The organism is Streptomyces macrolidinus, assembly GCF_023887685.1.
In the GTDB taxonomy this organism is placed as follows: domain Bacteria; phylum Actinomycetota; class Actinomycetes; order Streptomycetales; family Streptomycetaceae; genus Streptomyces; species Streptomyces macrolidinus.
In genome coordinates this window covers 67,391-83,029 of record NZ_JAMWMR010000003.1, presented here as the reverse complement: position 1 = coordinate 83,029, position 15,639 = coordinate 67,391, and the positions used below count along the sequence as shown (strand labels likewise).

The window sequence follows — 15,639 nt, the reverse complement described above, 5'->3', positions numbered from 1 at the left end:
TCGTGGTCCGGGGCTCATTGCTGTGGTCGGCCCGCTCACTTGTGCGTCCGCACCGGGATGTCCAGGATGACCCGCGTCCCGCCCTCGGGGCCGGAGACCATGTCGAAGTCGCCGCCCAACTCGCCCTCCACCAGGGTCCGTACGATCTGCAGGCCGAGGTTGCCCGCCCGGTGCGCGTCGAAGCCCTCGGGCAGGCCGATCCCGTCGTCCTTGACGGTGACCAGCAGGCGGCCCTCCTTCGTGGTCCCGCCCCGCACCGCCGAGACCTCGACCGTGCCGGTCCGGTCCTGCTGGAAGCCGTGCTCGAGGGCGTTCTGCAGCACCTCGGTCAGCACCATGGAGAGCGGGGTGGCGACCTCGGCGTCCAGGATGCCGAAGCGTCCGGTGCGCCGGCCGGTGACCTTGCCGGGCGAGATCTCGGTGACCATCGCCAGCACCCGGTCGGCGATCTCGTCGAACTCCACGCGCTCGTCCAGGTTCTGAGACAGCGTCTCATGCACGATCGCGATCGAGCCCACGCGCCGTACGGCCTCCTCGAGCGCCTCCCGTCCCTGCGCGGAACCGATCCTCCGGGCCTGCAGCCGCAGCAGGGCGGCGACCGTCTGGAGGTTGTTCTTCACCCGGTGGTGGATCTCCCGGATGGTCGCGTCCTTCGTTATCAACTCGCGCTCGCGCCTGCGCAGTTCCGTGACATCCCGGCACAGGACCAGCGAACCGATCCGGGTGCCCTTGGGCTTGAGGGGGATCGTCCGGAACTGGATCACCCCGTCATGGGCCTCGATCTCGAACTCCCGCGGTGCCCAGCCACTGGCCACCTTGGCGAGCGCCTCGTCCACCGGACCCCGGGACGGGGCGAGTTCGGCGGTGGTCCGGCCGAGGTGGTGTCCGACGAGATCGGCGGCCAGGCCCAGCCGGTGGTAGGCGGAGAGGGCGTTGGGCGAGGCGTACTGGACGATGCCGTCCGCGTCCAGCCGGATCAGTCCGTCGCCGACGCGCGGCGAGGCGTCCATGTCGACCTGCTGGCCGGGGAGCGGGAAGGCCCCGGCGGCGATCATCTGGGCGAGGTCGGAGGCGCTCTGGAGGTAGGTCAGCTCCAGGCGGCTCGGGGTCCGTACGGTCAGCAGGTTGGTGTTGCGCGCGATGACGCCGAGGATGTGCCCCTCCCGCCGGACGGGAATGGACTCGACCCGGACCGGGACCTCCTCGCGCCACTCGGGGTCGCCCTCGCGCACGATCCGGCCCTCGTCCAGGGCGGCGTCCAGCATGGGGCGACGGCCGCGCGGGACGAGATGGCCGACCATGTCGTTCTGGTACGAGGTGGGGCCGGTGTTGGGGCGCATCTGGGCCACCGAGACATAGCGCGTGCCGTCACGCGTGGGCACCCACAGCACCAGGTCGGCGAAGGAGAGGTCGGCGAGAAGCTGCCACTCCGACACCAGCAGATGCAGCCACTCCAGGTCGGAGTCGCTCAGGGTGGTGTGCTGGCGGACCAGCTCGTTCATGGAGGGCACAGTTGCGAGCGTACCTGGGGCCTGGGACATCGCTCGAAATCAGCTCGGGGCGCCTCCCGGGACACCCGCGGGCCGCGGCGCCTGGGAGGGACCCTCAACCCTCCCGGCACCGCAGCCCGGAGCAGCAACGGCCGTGGGTGTGCGGTCCCGGTCGGCCGAAGGTCGAGGAGCCGGAGCGGTCAGGGCAGAGAGCGCCGGTTCCTCGGTCCGTCTTCCTGTGCGGGGAAGACGGAGGTTCATGTGTGCCACGCACCTCGCACGCACCTCAACCACGGCACCATGCGCGCGCTTTACTTACTTTACTTACGTTTTGTGGTGTAGACCATGCGTCATAGACCATGTTCCTGTGTCCCCCGGCGCGTGTCCATGCGTCGGCAACGGTTTGTTGTGGTCTCTTTACCAGCCACCCCACCAGCTACCCACCCGGCCGCCCGCCCACGCATCCGCGGGCGACATGACGCGTCACCTCACGCGTCGGCCCCCATCTCAACCCTCCCGCCGAAGACGGCACTTCTGTTAGATTGGTCTAAACCACATAGATCCCAACAGCATCTCAACCGCATAGTCCACACAGTCCCTCCGGGTCCCAGTTGAGTCCCTCTTCAGATCGGCAGGCCCCCTGTGGAAGTTGTCATCGTCCCGGACCCCCGGGCGGGCGGCGAACTGATCGCCGAGGCCATGGCGCGGCTGCTCGGCCGCAAGCCCGACGCCCTGCTCGGTGTGGCCACCGGCTCCACCCCGCTGCCCGTGTACGAGGCGCTGACGGCCAAGGTGCGCTCCGGTGCCGTGGACGTCTCGCGGGCGCGGATCGCCCAGCTCGACGAGTACGTGGGGCTGCCGGCCGAGCATCCGGAGTCGTACCGCTCCGTCCTGCGGCGAGAGGTCCTGGAGCCGCTCGGGATCGGCATGGACGCGTTCATGGGGCCCGACGGCACCGCCGAGGACATCCCGGGCGCGTGCGCGGCGTACGACAGCGCGCTGGCCGCGGCCGGTGGCGTGGACCTCCAGTTGCTCGGGATCGGAACCGACGGGCACATCGGGTTCAACGAGCCGTGCTCCTCGCTCGCCTCGCGCACACGCATCAAGACGCTGACCGAGCAGACCCGTATCGACAACGCGCGCTTCTTCGACGGCGACATCGATCAGGTGCCGCACCATGTGATCACCCAGGGCATAGGGACCATCCTGGAGGCGCGGCATCTCGTGCTCCTCGCGACCGGTGAGGGCAAGGCGGACGCGGTCGCCGCGACCGTCGAGGGCCCGGTCGCCGCGGTCTGCCCGGCCTCCGCGCTCCAGCTCCATCCGCATGCGACGGTCGTCGTCGACGAGGCCGCCGCGTCCAAGCTGAAGCTCGCCGCCTACTTCCGGCACACGTACGCCGACAAGCCGGACTGGCAGGGCCTGTAGCGCCCCCAGGCAGGGAGAAGGGGCGGTCAGGGCAGGGAGTCCAAGGACTCCCTGGGATGACCGCCCCTTCCGCCGCCGGGCTACGCGCCCGCGATGACCTCCGCCGCCGCCCGGCCGCAGACACGGGCCGCGCCGTAGGTGGCGATGTGCAGGGCGCCGCGGGGAGCGGCCTGGGGGACGCCCATCTCGACCACGATCGTGTCGGGGCGCCGCGCGAGGAGCGTGTCGAGGGCCCGGGTCATCCACGGGTGGCGGTGTTCGTCGCGGACCACGGCCACGATCCGCCGCTCTCCGGCGACCGCCAAAGCCGCCTTCCCCGCCTCGTCGCCCGCGAAGGTGCCCGTCTCCGTGCCGGGCAGCAGCCGCAGCAGTTCCGCAGCCACGCCCCAGGGGGTCTCGTCGCCCACGGCGATGTTCGCGACGGGGGTGAACGCGGCAACGTAGGGCGGCACGATGAGCGGGGCGAAGTCCTGCGCCCCGGTGACCGTGAGGGCGCGCCGGGCCGCCAGCAGGCCGACGTCGCTGCCGGTCGTCTCCCGCCCGGCGGCGGCGCTCCGCGCCGCGGACGCCGTCCAGCGGGCCAGTGCACGTACGCGTTCCGCCGCCTCGACGAGCCGCTCCTCGGGCAGTTCGCCCGAGCGTACGGCCGTGACGAGCGCGTCCCGCAGGCCGCGTACCGTCGCGTCGTCCGCGAGGCCGCCACCCACGCAGATCGCGTCGGCGCCGGCCGCGATGGCGAGGACGCTGCCGCGTTCGATGCCGTAGGTCCCGGCGATCGCCCGCATCTCCATGCCGTCGGTGACGATCAGGCCGTCGTAGCCGAGGTCGCCGCGCAGCAGCTCGGTCAGGATGCGCGGGGACAGGGTCGCGGGGCGGTTCGGGTCGAGGGCCGGGACCAGGATGTGCGCGCTCATCACCGCGCGGGTGCCCGCGGCGATCGCGGCGCGGAACGGGGCGAGTTCGCGTTCCTGGAGCACGGCGGGCTCCGCGTCGATACGGGGCAGCGCGTGGTGCGAGTCCACGGCCGTGTCGCCGTGTCCGGGGAAGTGCTTGGTGCAGGCGGCGACTCCGGCGGACTGGAGGCCCGTGACGTACGCGGCGGTGTGCCGGGCCACCAGATGGGTGTCGGCGCCGAAGGACCGTACGCCGATCACCGGGTTCGCGGGGTTGGAGTTCACGTCGGCGGACGGCGCCCAGTTGAGGTTCACGCCGCAGGCGGCGAGGCGGCGGCCGAGTTCGTGCGCCACCTGGCGGGTCAGCTCCACGTCGTCCACCGCGCCGAGCGCGTGGTTGCCCGGGAAGGAGGATCCCGTGCCCACTTCGAGGCGGGTGACGTCGCCTCCCTCCTCGTCGATGGCGACGAGGACGTCGTCGCGCTCGGCGCGCAACTGGGCGGTCAGGGAGGACAGTTGGTCGGGCGAGGTGATGTTGCGGCCGAACAGGCCCACGGACGCGAGGCCTTCGCCGAGCCGGCGCAGCAGCCAGTCGGGGGCCGTGGTGCCGGTGAAGCCGGGCTGGAGGACGGTCAGGGCGTCACGGGTGAGGGTGTCGGTACCGCGGGCGTAGGTCGTCATCGGTGGCGTTATCCCTTCACGGCGCCCGCGGTGAGGCCCGCGGCCATCTTGCGCTGGACGAGGAGGAAGAGCACGACGATCGGCACCGCCATCATCGTGGAGCCGGCCATCATCGGGGCGTACTCGGTGCCGTGCTTGGTGGTGAAATTGCCGAGCCAGACGGTCGCGGTCTGGTTCTGCTGGCTCATCAGCATCAGGGCGTACAGATACTCGTTCCAGGCCTGGATGAAGCCGTAGACCGAGGTGGCGACCAGGCCGGGGGCGAGCAGCGGGAAGACCACGCGGAGGAAGGCGCCGGTGCGGGAGCAGCCGTCGACCATGGCCGCCTCCTCCAGCTCGCGCGGGATGTTGACGATGAAGCCGCGCAGCGTCCACACCGTGAACGGGAGGATGAAGGTCAGATACGTGACGATCAGGCCGGAGAGCTTGTCGTACTGACCGAGGTCGTTGAGGAGCAGGAAGACCGGGATGATCATGGCGACGAGGGGGACCATCTGGACCGCGAGGATGCCCACGATCACGACCTTCCGGCCGCGGAAGGCGAAGCGGGAGATGGCGAGCGCCGCCAGCAGGCCGACGAAGATGCCGATGACGACCACCGTCAGCGACACGACGAGGCTGCGGCCCACCGGCCCCCAGAAGTCGGCGATGTCCAGCGCCCGGCGGAAGTTGGTGAGCGTGAGGCCGGTCGGCAGCAGGCTCGGGTCCGGGTCGATGGCGTCCTTCGCCGGTTTGAAGGCCGTGTTGAGCATCCAGTAGACGGGGAAGCCCGCGGTGACGAAGACGAGCAGTCCGAGGAGGTTCCAGCCGAGCCTGGACTTCCCCCCTCGGCGCCCGGACGCGGCGATCGCGCTCATTCCACCTCTCCGATCTTGAGCATCTGGCGCATGTAGACGGCGACGACGCCGAGCAGCAGCACCACGGTGATCAAGGCGATCGCGGAGCCCTGGCCGTAGTCGTTGCGCATGAACGCCTGGTCGTACGAATAGGTCGTCAGCAGTTGGAACTCGGACTCGGGATGGCCGTTGCGCATCACGAAGACCTGGGGGAAGACGCCCATGTCCCAGATGACCGAGAGCGTCGTGAGCATCACGATGATCGGCTTGAGGATCGGCAGGGTCACATGGCGGAAGACGCCCCAGGCGCCCGCGCCGTCGAGCCGGGCCGCCTCCTCCAGTTCCTTGGGCACCTGGGTGAGGCCCGCCCCGAGGGTGATGACCACGAACGGGACGGCGCCCCAGACCACCAGGAGCATGATCACCAACAGGCCCTCGGGTCCGCTCGCGAACCAGTTGTGGCCGATCATGTCGACGCCGGGCAGCTTGCTGAGGAGCGCGTTGAAGACGCCGTAGTCCGAGTCGAAGAGCCACTTGAAGACCGTGGTCGCGACGATGATCGGCATGCCCCAACTGGCCACGAGGGCGATGTTGACGAGGGTCTTCACCCAGCCGGAGACCCGCTGCAGCAGCAGCGCGATCAGCATGCCGACGACCATCGTGAAGATCACCGAACCGGCGGCGAAGACGATCGTGCGCAGGACGACCGCCCAGAACCCGCTGTCGCCCAGCACCTTGGTGAAGTTGGCGAAGCCGGCCGACTCGGCGGGCTTGAAGCCCCAGAGTTGGGACTGGCCGAACGTCTGGAAGGACAGGGTGACCAGCCGGACCAGCGGATAGCCCATCACCAGGACGAGGATCAGCAGACAGGGCGCGAGCAGCGCCCAGGGGGCCGCGGCGATCGCCGATGGCCGCTTCTGGCGCGGCTGTTCGGGGACGTCCGGTGGCGGCGCGGGCCGCGGCGGCGGCACCTTGGCAGGGGTGGTGGTGTCTGCGGCACTCATGGTGCGCTCCTCAGCGTCCCTCAGGTCGTACGACGGCAGAGCCCCGCACGACCGCCTCGGGCGGGGCCGCCCGGCGCGGTCGTGCGGGAGGCGGGGCCCCGACCGGGAGATGCCGGACGGAGCCCCGCGCGGGTCACTTGGTGTTGATGACCTTGTCGATCGCGGTGTCCGCGTCCTTCGCGGCGGCCTCGACCGACTTCTTGCCGGTGCCGATCTCCTGCAGCATGGTCTGGAGGATCTGCGCCTTCTCGACCTGGCCCCAGCCCGGGGCCATCGGGACGAACCAGTTGGACTCGGCCGCGGTGGCCGGGACCTCCGTCGCCGGGTCCTTCTTCAGCGTGGCGAGGTCGGTCTTGTTGTTGGGCAGGTTGCCCTTGGCCATCAGGCCCTTCTGGCCCTGGGGGCCGGTGAGGGCGTTGATCCACTCGGCGGCCAGGTCCTGCTTCGTGGACTTCACCGGGATCGCGAGGTCCGAACCGCCCAGGAACACGGGGATGTTCTTGCCGGACGGGCCGGGCATCACGAAGCTCTCGAGGTTGTCCTTGAGCTTGCCCGTCTTGTCGTTCTTCGGGTCGGCCGAGGTCGCGCCTTCCCAGGCGGCACCGAAGATCATGCCGGACTTGCCCTGACCGTAGACGATGTAGCGGTCGGACTCGTCCTTGGTCTTGTCACCGTGCATGTAGTCGTCGACGACCTTCTTGTACGCGGTGAGACCCTTGAGGGACTCGGCCGAGGAGAGGTTGGCCTTCCACTGGCCGCCCTCCTCCTTGGCTATGGAGCCGCCCGCGTCGTACACGAAGGACATGGCGGCGTACCAGTCGCGCGTCGGCTGGTACCAGGCGTTGAACTTGTCGCCTTCCTTCTTCTGGATCTTGTCCAGGGCGGCGGTCAGTTCCTTGTACGTCTTCGGGGTCGCCTTGACGCCGGCCGCCTCGGCCACGTCCTTGCGCCAGGTGGCGACGCGGCCACCGGCGTAGTACGGCACACCGTAGGTCTTGCCCTCGTAGGTCACCGAGGTCTTGAGGCCGTCCAGCCACTGGGCGGAGTTGTCGAACTTCGCCGTGTCGACGGGGGCGAAGGCGCCCTTGACCATGTAGCCGAGCATCTCGCTGTTGCCCATCTCGACCACGTCGGGCGCCTTGTCGGTGGCGAGGACCGCGTCGAGCTTGGTGTTCTTGTCCGGCCAGCCGTAGTACTCGTGCTTGATCTTGAGGCCGGGGTGCTTCTTGATCACCGCGTCGTCGGCGGCCTTGACCAGCGCGGGCCAGTTGTTCTGGGCGTCGACCGTCAGCCAGACGGTGAGTTCCTTGGCGTCCGAGCCCCCGGACTTGCCGTCGCTGTCCCCGCATGCCGCGATGGAGACCATCATGCCCGCGATACCGATCGCGGCTACCAGCTTGCGCTTCACGCCACCCTCCTCAGGGATGCCACAAACCCCCCTGCCTCCCCGCGGTTGAGCGACGGTCGAAGTGTCAGCGCACACCGCCCATGGGGCCGGGACTGGACCAATGGTGTAGACCAGTACGGGGAGCTTGGCCCAGACCAATAGGCGTGTCAAGGGCGTTCAGGGTGCTCCTGAGGTCCGTTATGGGACCTACATATGCAAGGACCTTTAAGCAGGAATCCTGATATGCGATGACCTTCGAGGACGAATCCAGCGAAACCGGCGGGCTCGCCGACCACTGCTCGGCAGGCACACCCGCCGATGTTCAACAGGTCCACCGGCTGCTGCCCGAGCGGCCCACCGGTCACGGTCCGACCGGCCCCCTTCGGGCGCTGTGGACTAGACCAGCAAGAGCGCCGACGGTATACAGAGGGAATCCCCGGCCGCGTGGCCGGGAGCGCGGACCATGCGAGCGGATCCTCGGCGGATCGCTCCCCCATGAAGCCGTGCCACGATGGAGCCGTGGCCGACGGCCGGTCGGCCGCTTCGGCGTACGGAGCCGGGAAGGCAGAGCATGACCACCGACGTCAGCGGTGCGGAGAGCGGGGGCGGGCCGACCGTCCGCACCGCGCGCGTACCCAAGTACTACCGCCTGAAGAAGCATCTGCTCGACATGACGGAGACGCTGCCGCCCGGCACCCCGGTACCTCCCGAGCGCACTCTGGCCGCCGAGTTCGACACCTCGCGCACGACCGTGCGCCAGGCCCTCCAGGAACTGGTGGTGGAGGGACGCCTGGAGCGCATCCAGGGCAAGGGCACGTTCGTCGCCAAGCCGAAGGTCTCGCAGGCGCTCCAACTGACCTCCTACACCGAGGACATGCGCGCCCAGGGCCTCGAACCGACCTCGCAACTGCTGGACATCGGCTATGTCACCGCCGACGACAGCCTCGCCGGGCTCCTCGACATCTCGGCCGGCGGCCGGGTGCTGCGGATCGAGCGGCTGCGGCTGGCGAGTGGCGAGCCGATGGCCATAGAGACCACGCATCTGTCCGCCAAGCGCTTCCCGGCGCTGCGCCGCTCGCTGGTCAAGTACACCTCCCTGTACACGGCGCTCGCGGAGGTCTACGGCGTCCGGCTCGCGGAGGCCGAGGAGACCATCGAGACCTCGCTGGCCACCCCGCGCGAGGCGGGCCTGCTCGGCACGGACGTGGGCCTGCCGATGCTGATGCTCTCCCGGCACTCGCTGGACCAGGAGGGCAAGCCGGTGGAGTGGGTGCGCTCCGTGTACCGCGGGGACCGCTACAAGTTCGTCGCACGGCTCAAGCGACCCCAGGACTGACACACAGGGACTGGCAGGCCGGCAGACAAGGACCGACACACAGGGACAGGTACTGACACCAGGACCGACACACGGACTGACAACCACGGGCGGCCGACCGTTGCCGAACCGGTATACGCGGGACCGAACTGCGGACAAGGTCTTCCCCTCCGCCACCCCGTCACCTACATTTCCTGCCCATCACACAGGTGATCAGTAGGAAGTGGAGCCCCCGCATGTCGGATCAGTCGGATGGGAGCAGAGAGGCGATGGTGACGCCCCTGCGCGTCGTCATCGCACTCTGTCTCGTAGCGCCCTTCGTGGCGATGTTGTGGGTGGGCTCCTACGCCAAGACGGACCCCACGTTGATCGGCATCCCCTTCTTCTACTGGTACCAGATGGCGTGGGTACTGATCTCCACCGCCCTGACGGTGCTCGCGTACCAGCTCTGGCAGCGTGACCAGCGCGCCCGCGCCTCCCGGAAGGGGGGTGTGTCGCAGTGAAGGACGGCGTGAACGGCGTCGCTCTCGGCGTCTTCATCTTCTTCTTCCTGGCCGTCACGGTCATGGGCTTCCTCGCGGCGCGCTGGCGCAAGGCCGAGAACGAGCACAGCCTGGACGAATGGGGCCTGGGCGGACGGTCGTTCGGCACCTGGGTCACGTGGTTCCTGCTCGGCGGCGACCTCTACACGGCGTACACGTTCGTGGCCGTCCCGGCGGCGATCTACGCGGCCGGTGCCGCGGGCTTCTTCGCGGTCCCGTACACCATCCTGGTCTATCCGCTGATCTTCACCTTCCTGCCCCGGCTGTGGTCGGTCTCGCACCGGCACGGCTATGTGACGACCTCGGACTTCGTCCGCGGCCGGTTCGGCTCGAAGGGCCTGTCACTGGCGGTGGCGATCACCGGCATCCTGGCGACGATGCCCTACATCGCCCTCCAACTGGTCGGTATCCAGGCCGTGCTGGACGTGATGGGCGTGGGCGGCGGCGAGAACGCGAACTGGTTCGTGAAGGACCTCCCGCTGCTGCTCGCCTTCGGTGTGCTCGCCGCGTACACCTACTCCTCGGGGCTGCGGGCCCCCGCCCTGATCGCGTTCGTGAAGGACACGCTGATCTACATCGTGATCGCGGTGGCGATCATCTACATCCCGATCAAGCTGGGCGGCTTCGACGACATCTTCGCGAAGGCGGGCGAGAAGTTCACGACGCAGGGCGCGGGCGGTGTGGTCCCGGCCGCGGGCGGTCAGTGGACGTACGCCACGCTGGCGCTCGGCTCCGCGCTCGCGCTGTTCATGTACCCGCACTCGATCACGGCGACGCTGTCCTCGCGCAGCCGCAATGTGATCCGTCGCAACACCACGATCCTGCCGCTGTACTCGCTGATGCTGGGGCTGCTGGGGCTGCTCGGGTTCATGGCGATCGCCGCCGGGATCAAGGTGGACAACGGGCAGTTGGCGATTCCGCAGCTCTTCGAGGACATGTTCCCGGACTGGTTCGCGGGCGTGGCGTTCGCGGCGATCGGCATCGGCGCGCTGGTTCCGGCGGCGATCATGTCGATCGCGGCGGCGAACCTGTTCACCCGCAACATCTACAAGGACTTCATCAAGCCGGACGCCACGGCCGCGCAGGAGACGAAGGTCTCCAAGCTCGTGTCCCTGCTGGTGAAGGTGGGCGCCCTGGTCTTCGTCCTGACGATGGACAAGACCGTGGCGATCAACTTCCAGTTGCTGGGCGGCATCTGGATCCTGCAGACCTTCCCGGCGCTGGTCGGCGGCCTGTTCACCCGCTGGTTCCACCGCTGGGCGCTGCTGGCGGGCTGGGCGGTCGGCATGGTGTACGGCACGGTCGCCGCGTACGGCGTCGCCTCCCCGACCCAGAAGCACTTCGGCGGCTCGGCGAAGGAGATCCCGGGGATCGGCGAGATCGGCTACATCGGCCTGACGGCCTTCGTGCTGAACGTTCTGGTCACGGTGGTCGTGACGGTCGTCCTGCGGGCGCTGAAGGCCCCGGAAGGGGTCGACGAGACCAAGCCGGAGGACTACACCGCGGACGCCGGGGACCCGGGCGTCCAGGTCGAGTTGACCGAGGCGGCGCACTGAGCGCGGGCCGAGCACGCGGTGAGTGCACAGTAAGTAGGCAGTGAGTACGCACTGAGCAGGACCCGATCGCGGGCCGTCGGACGGAAATCCGGCGGCCCGTTGTCGTACCCCTCCCGCACACTTGCCCCCATGGACATCTTGATCCGGCAAGCACAGTCCGCCGAGTACGGCCTCCTCGGGGAGATCACCGCCCAGGCCTATCTCCAGGACGGGCTGCTCGACTTCGGCGGGAGTGACCCCTATCTCGGGGTGCTGCGGGACGTGGCCGCGCGGGCCGCCGCCGCCGAGGTGCTGGTGGCCGTCGAGCGCGACCGGGTGCTCGGCGGCGTGACCTTCGTCCCGTCCGGCGGCCCCATGGCCGATATCGCCGAGCCCGGGGAGGCCGAGATACGCATGCTCGCGGTCGCCCATGACGCGCGCGGCCGGGGCGTCGGCGAGGCTCTCGTACGCGCCTGTGTCGACCGCGCGCGGGCCGTCCCGGGCTGTGCGCGCCTCGTCCTGTCGACCCAACGCACCATGCACACCGCCCACCGTATCTACACGCGCCTGGGCTTCACCCGCACCCCCGACCGCGACTGGAACCCGCTCCCCGAGCTCGACGACATCACCCTTCTCACCTATGCGCTGACGCTCTGACATGCCCCGAGGTCATGGGGAGTTCGGCCCACCATGACACAACATGTGGGGGTGGCATGGCGCCCCGGCACAAGATGTATGCTCGTGCTCGCTGTCGCCGCAGGGGAATCCGGTGCGAATCCGGAACTGTCCCGCAACGGTGTACTTGTACGCCTCCGTCCCTGGACGGGGTGGTGTACGAGGTCCAGTCCGAGGACCTGCCGACAGCGGCGCCCGACCGTCCGGTCCGGGCGCCCTGACGTCCGGGCCTCGTGGAATGGGCCGGTGGACGCGACGCGCCCCTGCGCTCGTGAGCCCGCCTCCGCCCTCTGCCAGGCCCCGTGCCGAGCGAGGGAGAGCCCTACGTGACCATCGCGCCAGCCGAACCGGCTTCAGCGACACTCGCGGCGACCGACGGGACCGACGGTCCCGGTGCCGCCCTGCTGCGGACCCTGACCGAGCTGACCGCCGACCTCCCCGACGCCGACCCCGGCCGGGTGGCCGCCGCCGCGCTGCGGGGCCGCTCCGCGCGGGCGGACGAGGCGGAGCTGCGCGAGCTGGCCACGGAGGCCGCGGCCGGGCTCATCTCCGAGGACCCCGCCTACTCCCGGCTCGCCGCCCGCCTGTTGACGCTCTCCATCGCCGCCGAGGCGGCCTCGCAGCAGGTCACGTCCTTCACGGAGTCCATCGCGGTCGGGCACCGGGAAGGGCTCATCGCGGACCGCACGGCCACGTTCGTCGGCCACCACGCCGACCGCCTCGACGCGCTCGTGGACCCGGCCGCCGACGACCGCTTCGGGTACTTCGGCCTGCGTACCCTCCACAGCCGCTATCTGCTGCGCCACCCGATCACCCGCAAGGTCATCGAGACCCCGCAGCACTTCCTGCTGCGCGTCGCCTCCGGTCTCGCCGAGGACGACACCGCCCACGCCATGGACGAGGTCGCGGCGCTGTACGCGCTCATGAGCCGGCTGGAGTACCTGCCCTCCTCCCCCACGCTCTTCAACTCCGGTACCCGGCACCCCCAGATGTCGTCCTGCTACCTCCTCGACTCCCCCAAGGACGAGCTGGACTCCCTCTACGACCGCTACCACCAGGTCGCCCGCCTCTCCAAGCACGCCGGCGGCATCGGCCTCTCGTACTCCCGTATCCGCGCGCGGGGTTCGCTGATCCGCGGCACCAACGGGCACTCCAACGGCATCGTCCCGTTCCTGAAGACGCTCGACGCCTCGGTCGCCGCCGTGAACCAGGGCGGCCGGCGCAAGGGCGCGGCGGCGGTCTATCTGGAGACCTGGCACCTGGACATCGAGGAGTTCCTGGAGCTGCGCGACAACACCGGCGAGGACGCGCGGCGCACCCACAACCTCAACCTCGCGCACTGGGTGCCGGACGAGTTCATGCGCCGGGTCGCCGCCGACGAGCCGTGGTCGCTGTTCTCGCCCTCCGACGTGCCCGAGCTGGTCGACCTGTGGGGCGAGGAGTTCGACGCCGCCTACCGCGCGGCCGAGGCGAAGGGCCTCGCCCGCAAGACGATGCCCGCCCGTGAGCTGTACGGCCGGATGATGCGGACCCTCGCGCAGACCGGCCAGGGCTGGATGACGTTCAAGGACGCCGCCAACCGCACCGCCAACCAGACGGCCGAGCCGGGCCATGTCGTCCACTCCTCCAATCTCTGCACGGAGATCCTGGAGGTCACGGACGACGGCGAGACTGCGGTCTGCAACCTGGGCTCCGTCAACCTGGGCGCGTTCGTCGACACCGTGGCGGGTGAACTCGACTGGGAGCGGCTGGACTCCGCCGTCCGTACCGCCGTCACCTTCCTCGACCGGGTCGTCGACATCAACTTCTACCCGACCGAGGAGGCGGCCCGCTCCAACGCCCGGTGGCGCCCGGTCGGCCTCGGCGCCATGGGGCTGCAGGACGTCTTCTTCCAACTGCGCCTGCCCTTCGACTCGCCGGAGGCCAAGGCCCTGTCCACGCGGATCGCCGAGCGCGTCATGCTCGCCGCGTACGAGGCCTCCGCCGACCTCGCCGAGCGCCCCCAAGCGCCTGCGACAAGCTCCGGTGCAGGGGGGACCCCCATCGGTCCGCTGCCCGCCTGGGAGAAGACCCGTACCGCGCGGGGTGTGCTGCACCCCGACCACTACGGCGTCACGCCCACCTGGCCCGAGCGCTGGGCGGCCCTGCGCGAGCGCATCGCCGCCGTCGGCATGCGCAACTCGCTGCTGCTGGCCATCGCGCCGACCGCGACCATCGCCTCGATCGCGGGTGCGTACGAATGCATCGAGCCGCAGGTCTCCAACCTGTTCAAGCGCGAGACCCTCTCCGGCGAGTTCCTCCAGGTCAACTCGTATCTGGTGCAGGACCTCAAGAACCTCGGCGTCTGGGACGCCAGGACCCGTGAGGCGCTGCGCGACGCGAACGGATCGGTGCAGGACTTCGCCTGGATCCCCGAGGACGTACGGACGCTGTACCGCACGGCGTGGGAGATCTCGCAGCGTGGTCTGATCGACATGGCCGCCGCCCGCACCCCGTATCTGGACCAGGCCCAGTCGCTGAACCTCTTCATGGAGACGCCGACCATCGGCAAGCTCTCCTCGATGTACGCCTACGCCTGGAAGCAGGGCCTGAAGACGACGTACTACCTGCGCTCGCGCCCGGCGACCCGGATCGCCCGCGCGGCCCGCGCGGCCCGCGCCCAAGCCACCGTCCCCGCCCAGCAGATCGCCGACCCCGACGCCGTCGCCTGCTCCCTTGAGAACCCCGAGTCCTGCGAGGCCTGCCAGTAATGCCCACCCATAGCGCCCAGAACCTGCTCGACCCCGGCTTCGAGCTGACGCTCCGCCCGATGCGCTACCCCGACTTCTACGAGCGCTACCGGGACGCCATCAAGAACACCTGGACCGTCGAGGAGGTCGACCTCCACTCGGACGTCGCCGACCTGGCGAAGCTCACGCCCGGTGAGCAGCATCTGATCGGCCGGCTGGTCGCGTTCTTCGCGACGGGCGACTCGATCGTGGCGAACAACCTCGTGCTGACGCTGTACAAGCACATCAACTCCCCCGAGGCACGGCTGTATCTGTCGCGGCAGCTCTTCGAGGAGGCGGTCCATGTCCAGTTCTATCTGACCCTCCTCGACACGTATCTGCCCGACCCGGAGGACCGCGCGGCGGCCTTCGCGGCGGTCGAGAACATCCCCTCCATCCGCGAGAAGGCCGAGTTCTGCTTCAAGTGGATCGACTCGGTGGAGAAGATCGACCGGTTGGAGACGAAGGCCGACCGCCGTCGCTTCCTGCTCAACCTCATCTGCTTCGCCGCGTGCATCGAGGGCCTGTTCTTCTACGGCGCGTTCGCCTACGTCTACTGGTTCCGCAGCCGGGGTCTGCTGCACGGCCTGGCCACCGGCACCAACTGGGTGTTCCGTGACGAGACGATGCACATGAGCTTCGCCTTCGACGTCGTGGACACCGTCCGCAAGGAGGAGCCGGACCTCTTCGACGACGAGCTGCGCGGGCAGGTCACGGACATGCTCCGGGAGGCCGTCGAGGCCGAGCTGCAGTTCGCGCGCGACCTGTGCGGTGACGGCCTGCCGGGCATGAACACCGAATCGATGCGGCAGTACCTGGAGTGTGTCGCCGACCAGCGCCTCACGCGTCTCGGCTTCGCCCCGGTGTACGGCTCCGAGAACCCCTTCTCCTTCATGGAGTTGCAGGGTGTCCAGGAGCTGACCAACTTCTTCGAGCGGCGCCCCTCGGCGTACCAGGTCGCGGTGGAGGGGACCGTCGACCTCGACGAGGACTTCTGAGCGACCGGTGCTACCGGTGCCCCGGTAGCACCACCGACATCGGCGCACGGCCAGGGGTTTGCGGGTCTCCTGGCAGTGCGCCGTTGT

The 15,639-nt window shown here is 69.4% G+C and carries 12 protein-coding genes and 1 riboswitch; of the genes, 7 read left to right on the top strand and 5 right to left on the bottom strand.

Annotated features, from left to right (window positions below):
* Positions 1-35: 35 nt before the first annotated feature.
* Positions 36-1,511 (bottom strand): sensor histidine kinase, encoded by a 1,476-nt coding sequence (locus NGF19_RS04425; RefSeq protein ID WP_252422309.1) that lies wholly within the window; start codon positions 1,509-1,511, stop codon positions 36-38.
* 621 nt (positions 1,512-2,132) lie between these two features.
* On the opposite strand from NGF19_RS04425, the gene nagB reads away from it, so the two are divergent.
* Positions 2,133-2,918 (top strand): glucosamine-6-phosphate deaminase, encoded by a 786-nt coding sequence (nagB, locus tag NGF19_RS04420; protein ID WP_252422308.1) that lies wholly within the window; start codon positions 2,133-2,135, stop codon positions 2,916-2,918.
* Positions 2,919-2,998: 80 nt separating this feature from the next.
* Here nagB and NGF19_RS04415 read toward each other — a convergent pair whose 3' ends face one another.
* The 4 genes from NGF19_RS04415 to NGF19_RS04400 form a co-directional block, all read right to left on the bottom strand.
* Positions 2,999-4,492, bottom strand: a complete 1,494-nt coding sequence (locus tag NGF19_RS04415; RefSeq protein WP_252422307.1) for a glycoside hydrolase family 3 protein — start codon at positions 4,490-4,492, stop codon at positions 2,999-3,001.
* 8 nt (positions 4,493-4,500) lie between these two features.
* Complete coding sequence (locus tag NGF19_RS04410) at positions 4,501-5,349, bottom strand: carbohydrate ABC transporter permease (RefSeq protein WP_252422306.1); 849 nt, start codon at positions 5,347-5,349, stop codon at positions 4,501-4,503.
* A complete protein-coding gene (locus NGF19_RS04405) occupies positions 5,346-6,332 on the bottom strand; it encodes a carbohydrate ABC transporter permease (protein WP_252422305.1) in 987 nt (328 codons plus the stop codon). The genes NGF19_RS04410 and NGF19_RS04405 overlap by 4 nt, the downstream gene beginning before the upstream one ends.
* A gap of 133 nt (positions 6,333-6,465) precedes the next feature.
* The gene (locus NGF19_RS04400) at positions 6,466-7,740 is read right to left on the bottom strand and encodes an extracellular solute-binding protein (RefSeq protein WP_252422304.1); all 1,275 of its coding nucleotides are present in this window, start codon (positions 7,738-7,740) and stop codon (positions 6,466-6,468) included.
* Between the two features lie 550 nt (positions 7,741-8,290).
* On the opposite strand from NGF19_RS04400, the gene NGF19_RS04395 reads away from it, so the two are divergent.
* From NGF19_RS04395 to NGF19_RS04370, 6 genes are all read left to right on the top strand, one after another.
* On the top strand, positions 8,291-9,055 hold the full coding sequence (locus tag NGF19_RS04395; protein ID WP_252422303.1) for a GntR family transcriptional regulator: 765 nt from the start codon (positions 8,291-8,293) through the stop codon (positions 9,053-9,055).
* Between the two features lie 248 nt (positions 9,056-9,303).
* Positions 9,304-9,537, top strand: coding sequence for a DUF3311 domain-containing protein (locus NGF19_RS04390; RefSeq protein ID WP_252422629.1), 234 nt, complete (start codon positions 9,304-9,306; stop codon positions 9,535-9,537).
* Entirely contained in the window at positions 9,534-11,132 is a 1,599-nt protein-coding gene (gene mctP, locus NGF19_RS04385) for a monocarboxylate uptake permease MctP (protein ID WP_252422302.1), read from the top strand. Before NGF19_RS04390 ends, mctP begins: the two co-directional genes overlap by 4 nt.
* A 129-nt stretch (positions 11,133-11,261) precedes the next feature.
* Positions 11,262-11,768 carry a GNAT family N-acetyltransferase gene (locus NGF19_RS04380; RefSeq protein WP_252422301.1) on the top strand — a complete coding sequence of 169 codons (507 nt, stop codon included), beginning with the start codon at positions 11,262-11,264 and terminating at the stop codon, positions 11,766-11,768.
* A gap of 78 nt (positions 11,769-11,846) precedes the next feature.
* A riboswitch (cobalamin riboswitch) is annotated at positions 11,847-11,987 on the top strand.
* A gap of 125 nt (positions 11,988-12,112) precedes the next feature.
* A complete protein-coding gene (locus NGF19_RS04375) occupies positions 12,113-14,536 on the top strand; it encodes a ribonucleoside-diphosphate reductase subunit alpha (RefSeq protein ID WP_252422300.1) in 2,424 nt (807 codons plus the stop codon).
* A complete protein-coding gene (locus NGF19_RS04370; protein WP_252422299.1) occupies positions 14,536-15,552 on the top strand; it encodes a ribonucleotide-diphosphate reductase subunit beta in 1,017 nt (338 codons plus the stop codon). Before NGF19_RS04375 ends, NGF19_RS04370 begins: the two co-directional genes overlap by 1 nt.
* Positions 15,553-15,639: the final 87 nt, after the last annotated feature.

Bases quoted from the DNA above. Each gene is read 5' to 3' on its own strand.
- NGF19_RS04415 (WP_252422307.1), bottom strand. From the start codon at position 4,492: ATGACGACCTACGCCCGCGGTACCGACACCCTCACCCGTGACGCCCTG.
- NGF19_RS04410 (WP_252422306.1), bottom strand. From the start codon at position 5,349: ATGAGCGCGATCGCCGCGTCCGGGCGCCGAGGGGGGAAGTCCAGGCTC.
- NGF19_RS04405 (WP_252422305.1), bottom strand. From the start codon at position 6,332: ATGAGTGCCGCAGACACCACCACCCCTGCCAAGGTGCCGCCGCCGCGG.
- NGF19_RS04395 (WP_252422303.1), top strand. From the start codon at position 8,291: ATGACCACCGACGTCAGCGGTGCGGAGAGCGGGGGCGGGCCGACCGTC.
- NGF19_RS04390 (WP_252422629.1), top strand. From the start codon at position 9,304: ATGGTGACGCCCCTGCGCGTCGTCATCGCACTCTGTCTCGTAGCGCCC.
- NGF19_RS04380 (WP_252422301.1), top strand. From the start codon at position 11,262: ATGGACATCTTGATCCGGCAAGCACAGTCCGCCGAGTACGGCCTCCTC.
- NGF19_RS04370 (WP_252422299.1), top strand. From the start codon at position 14,536: ATGCCCACCCATAGCGCCCAGAACCTGCTCGACCCCGGCTTCGAGCTG.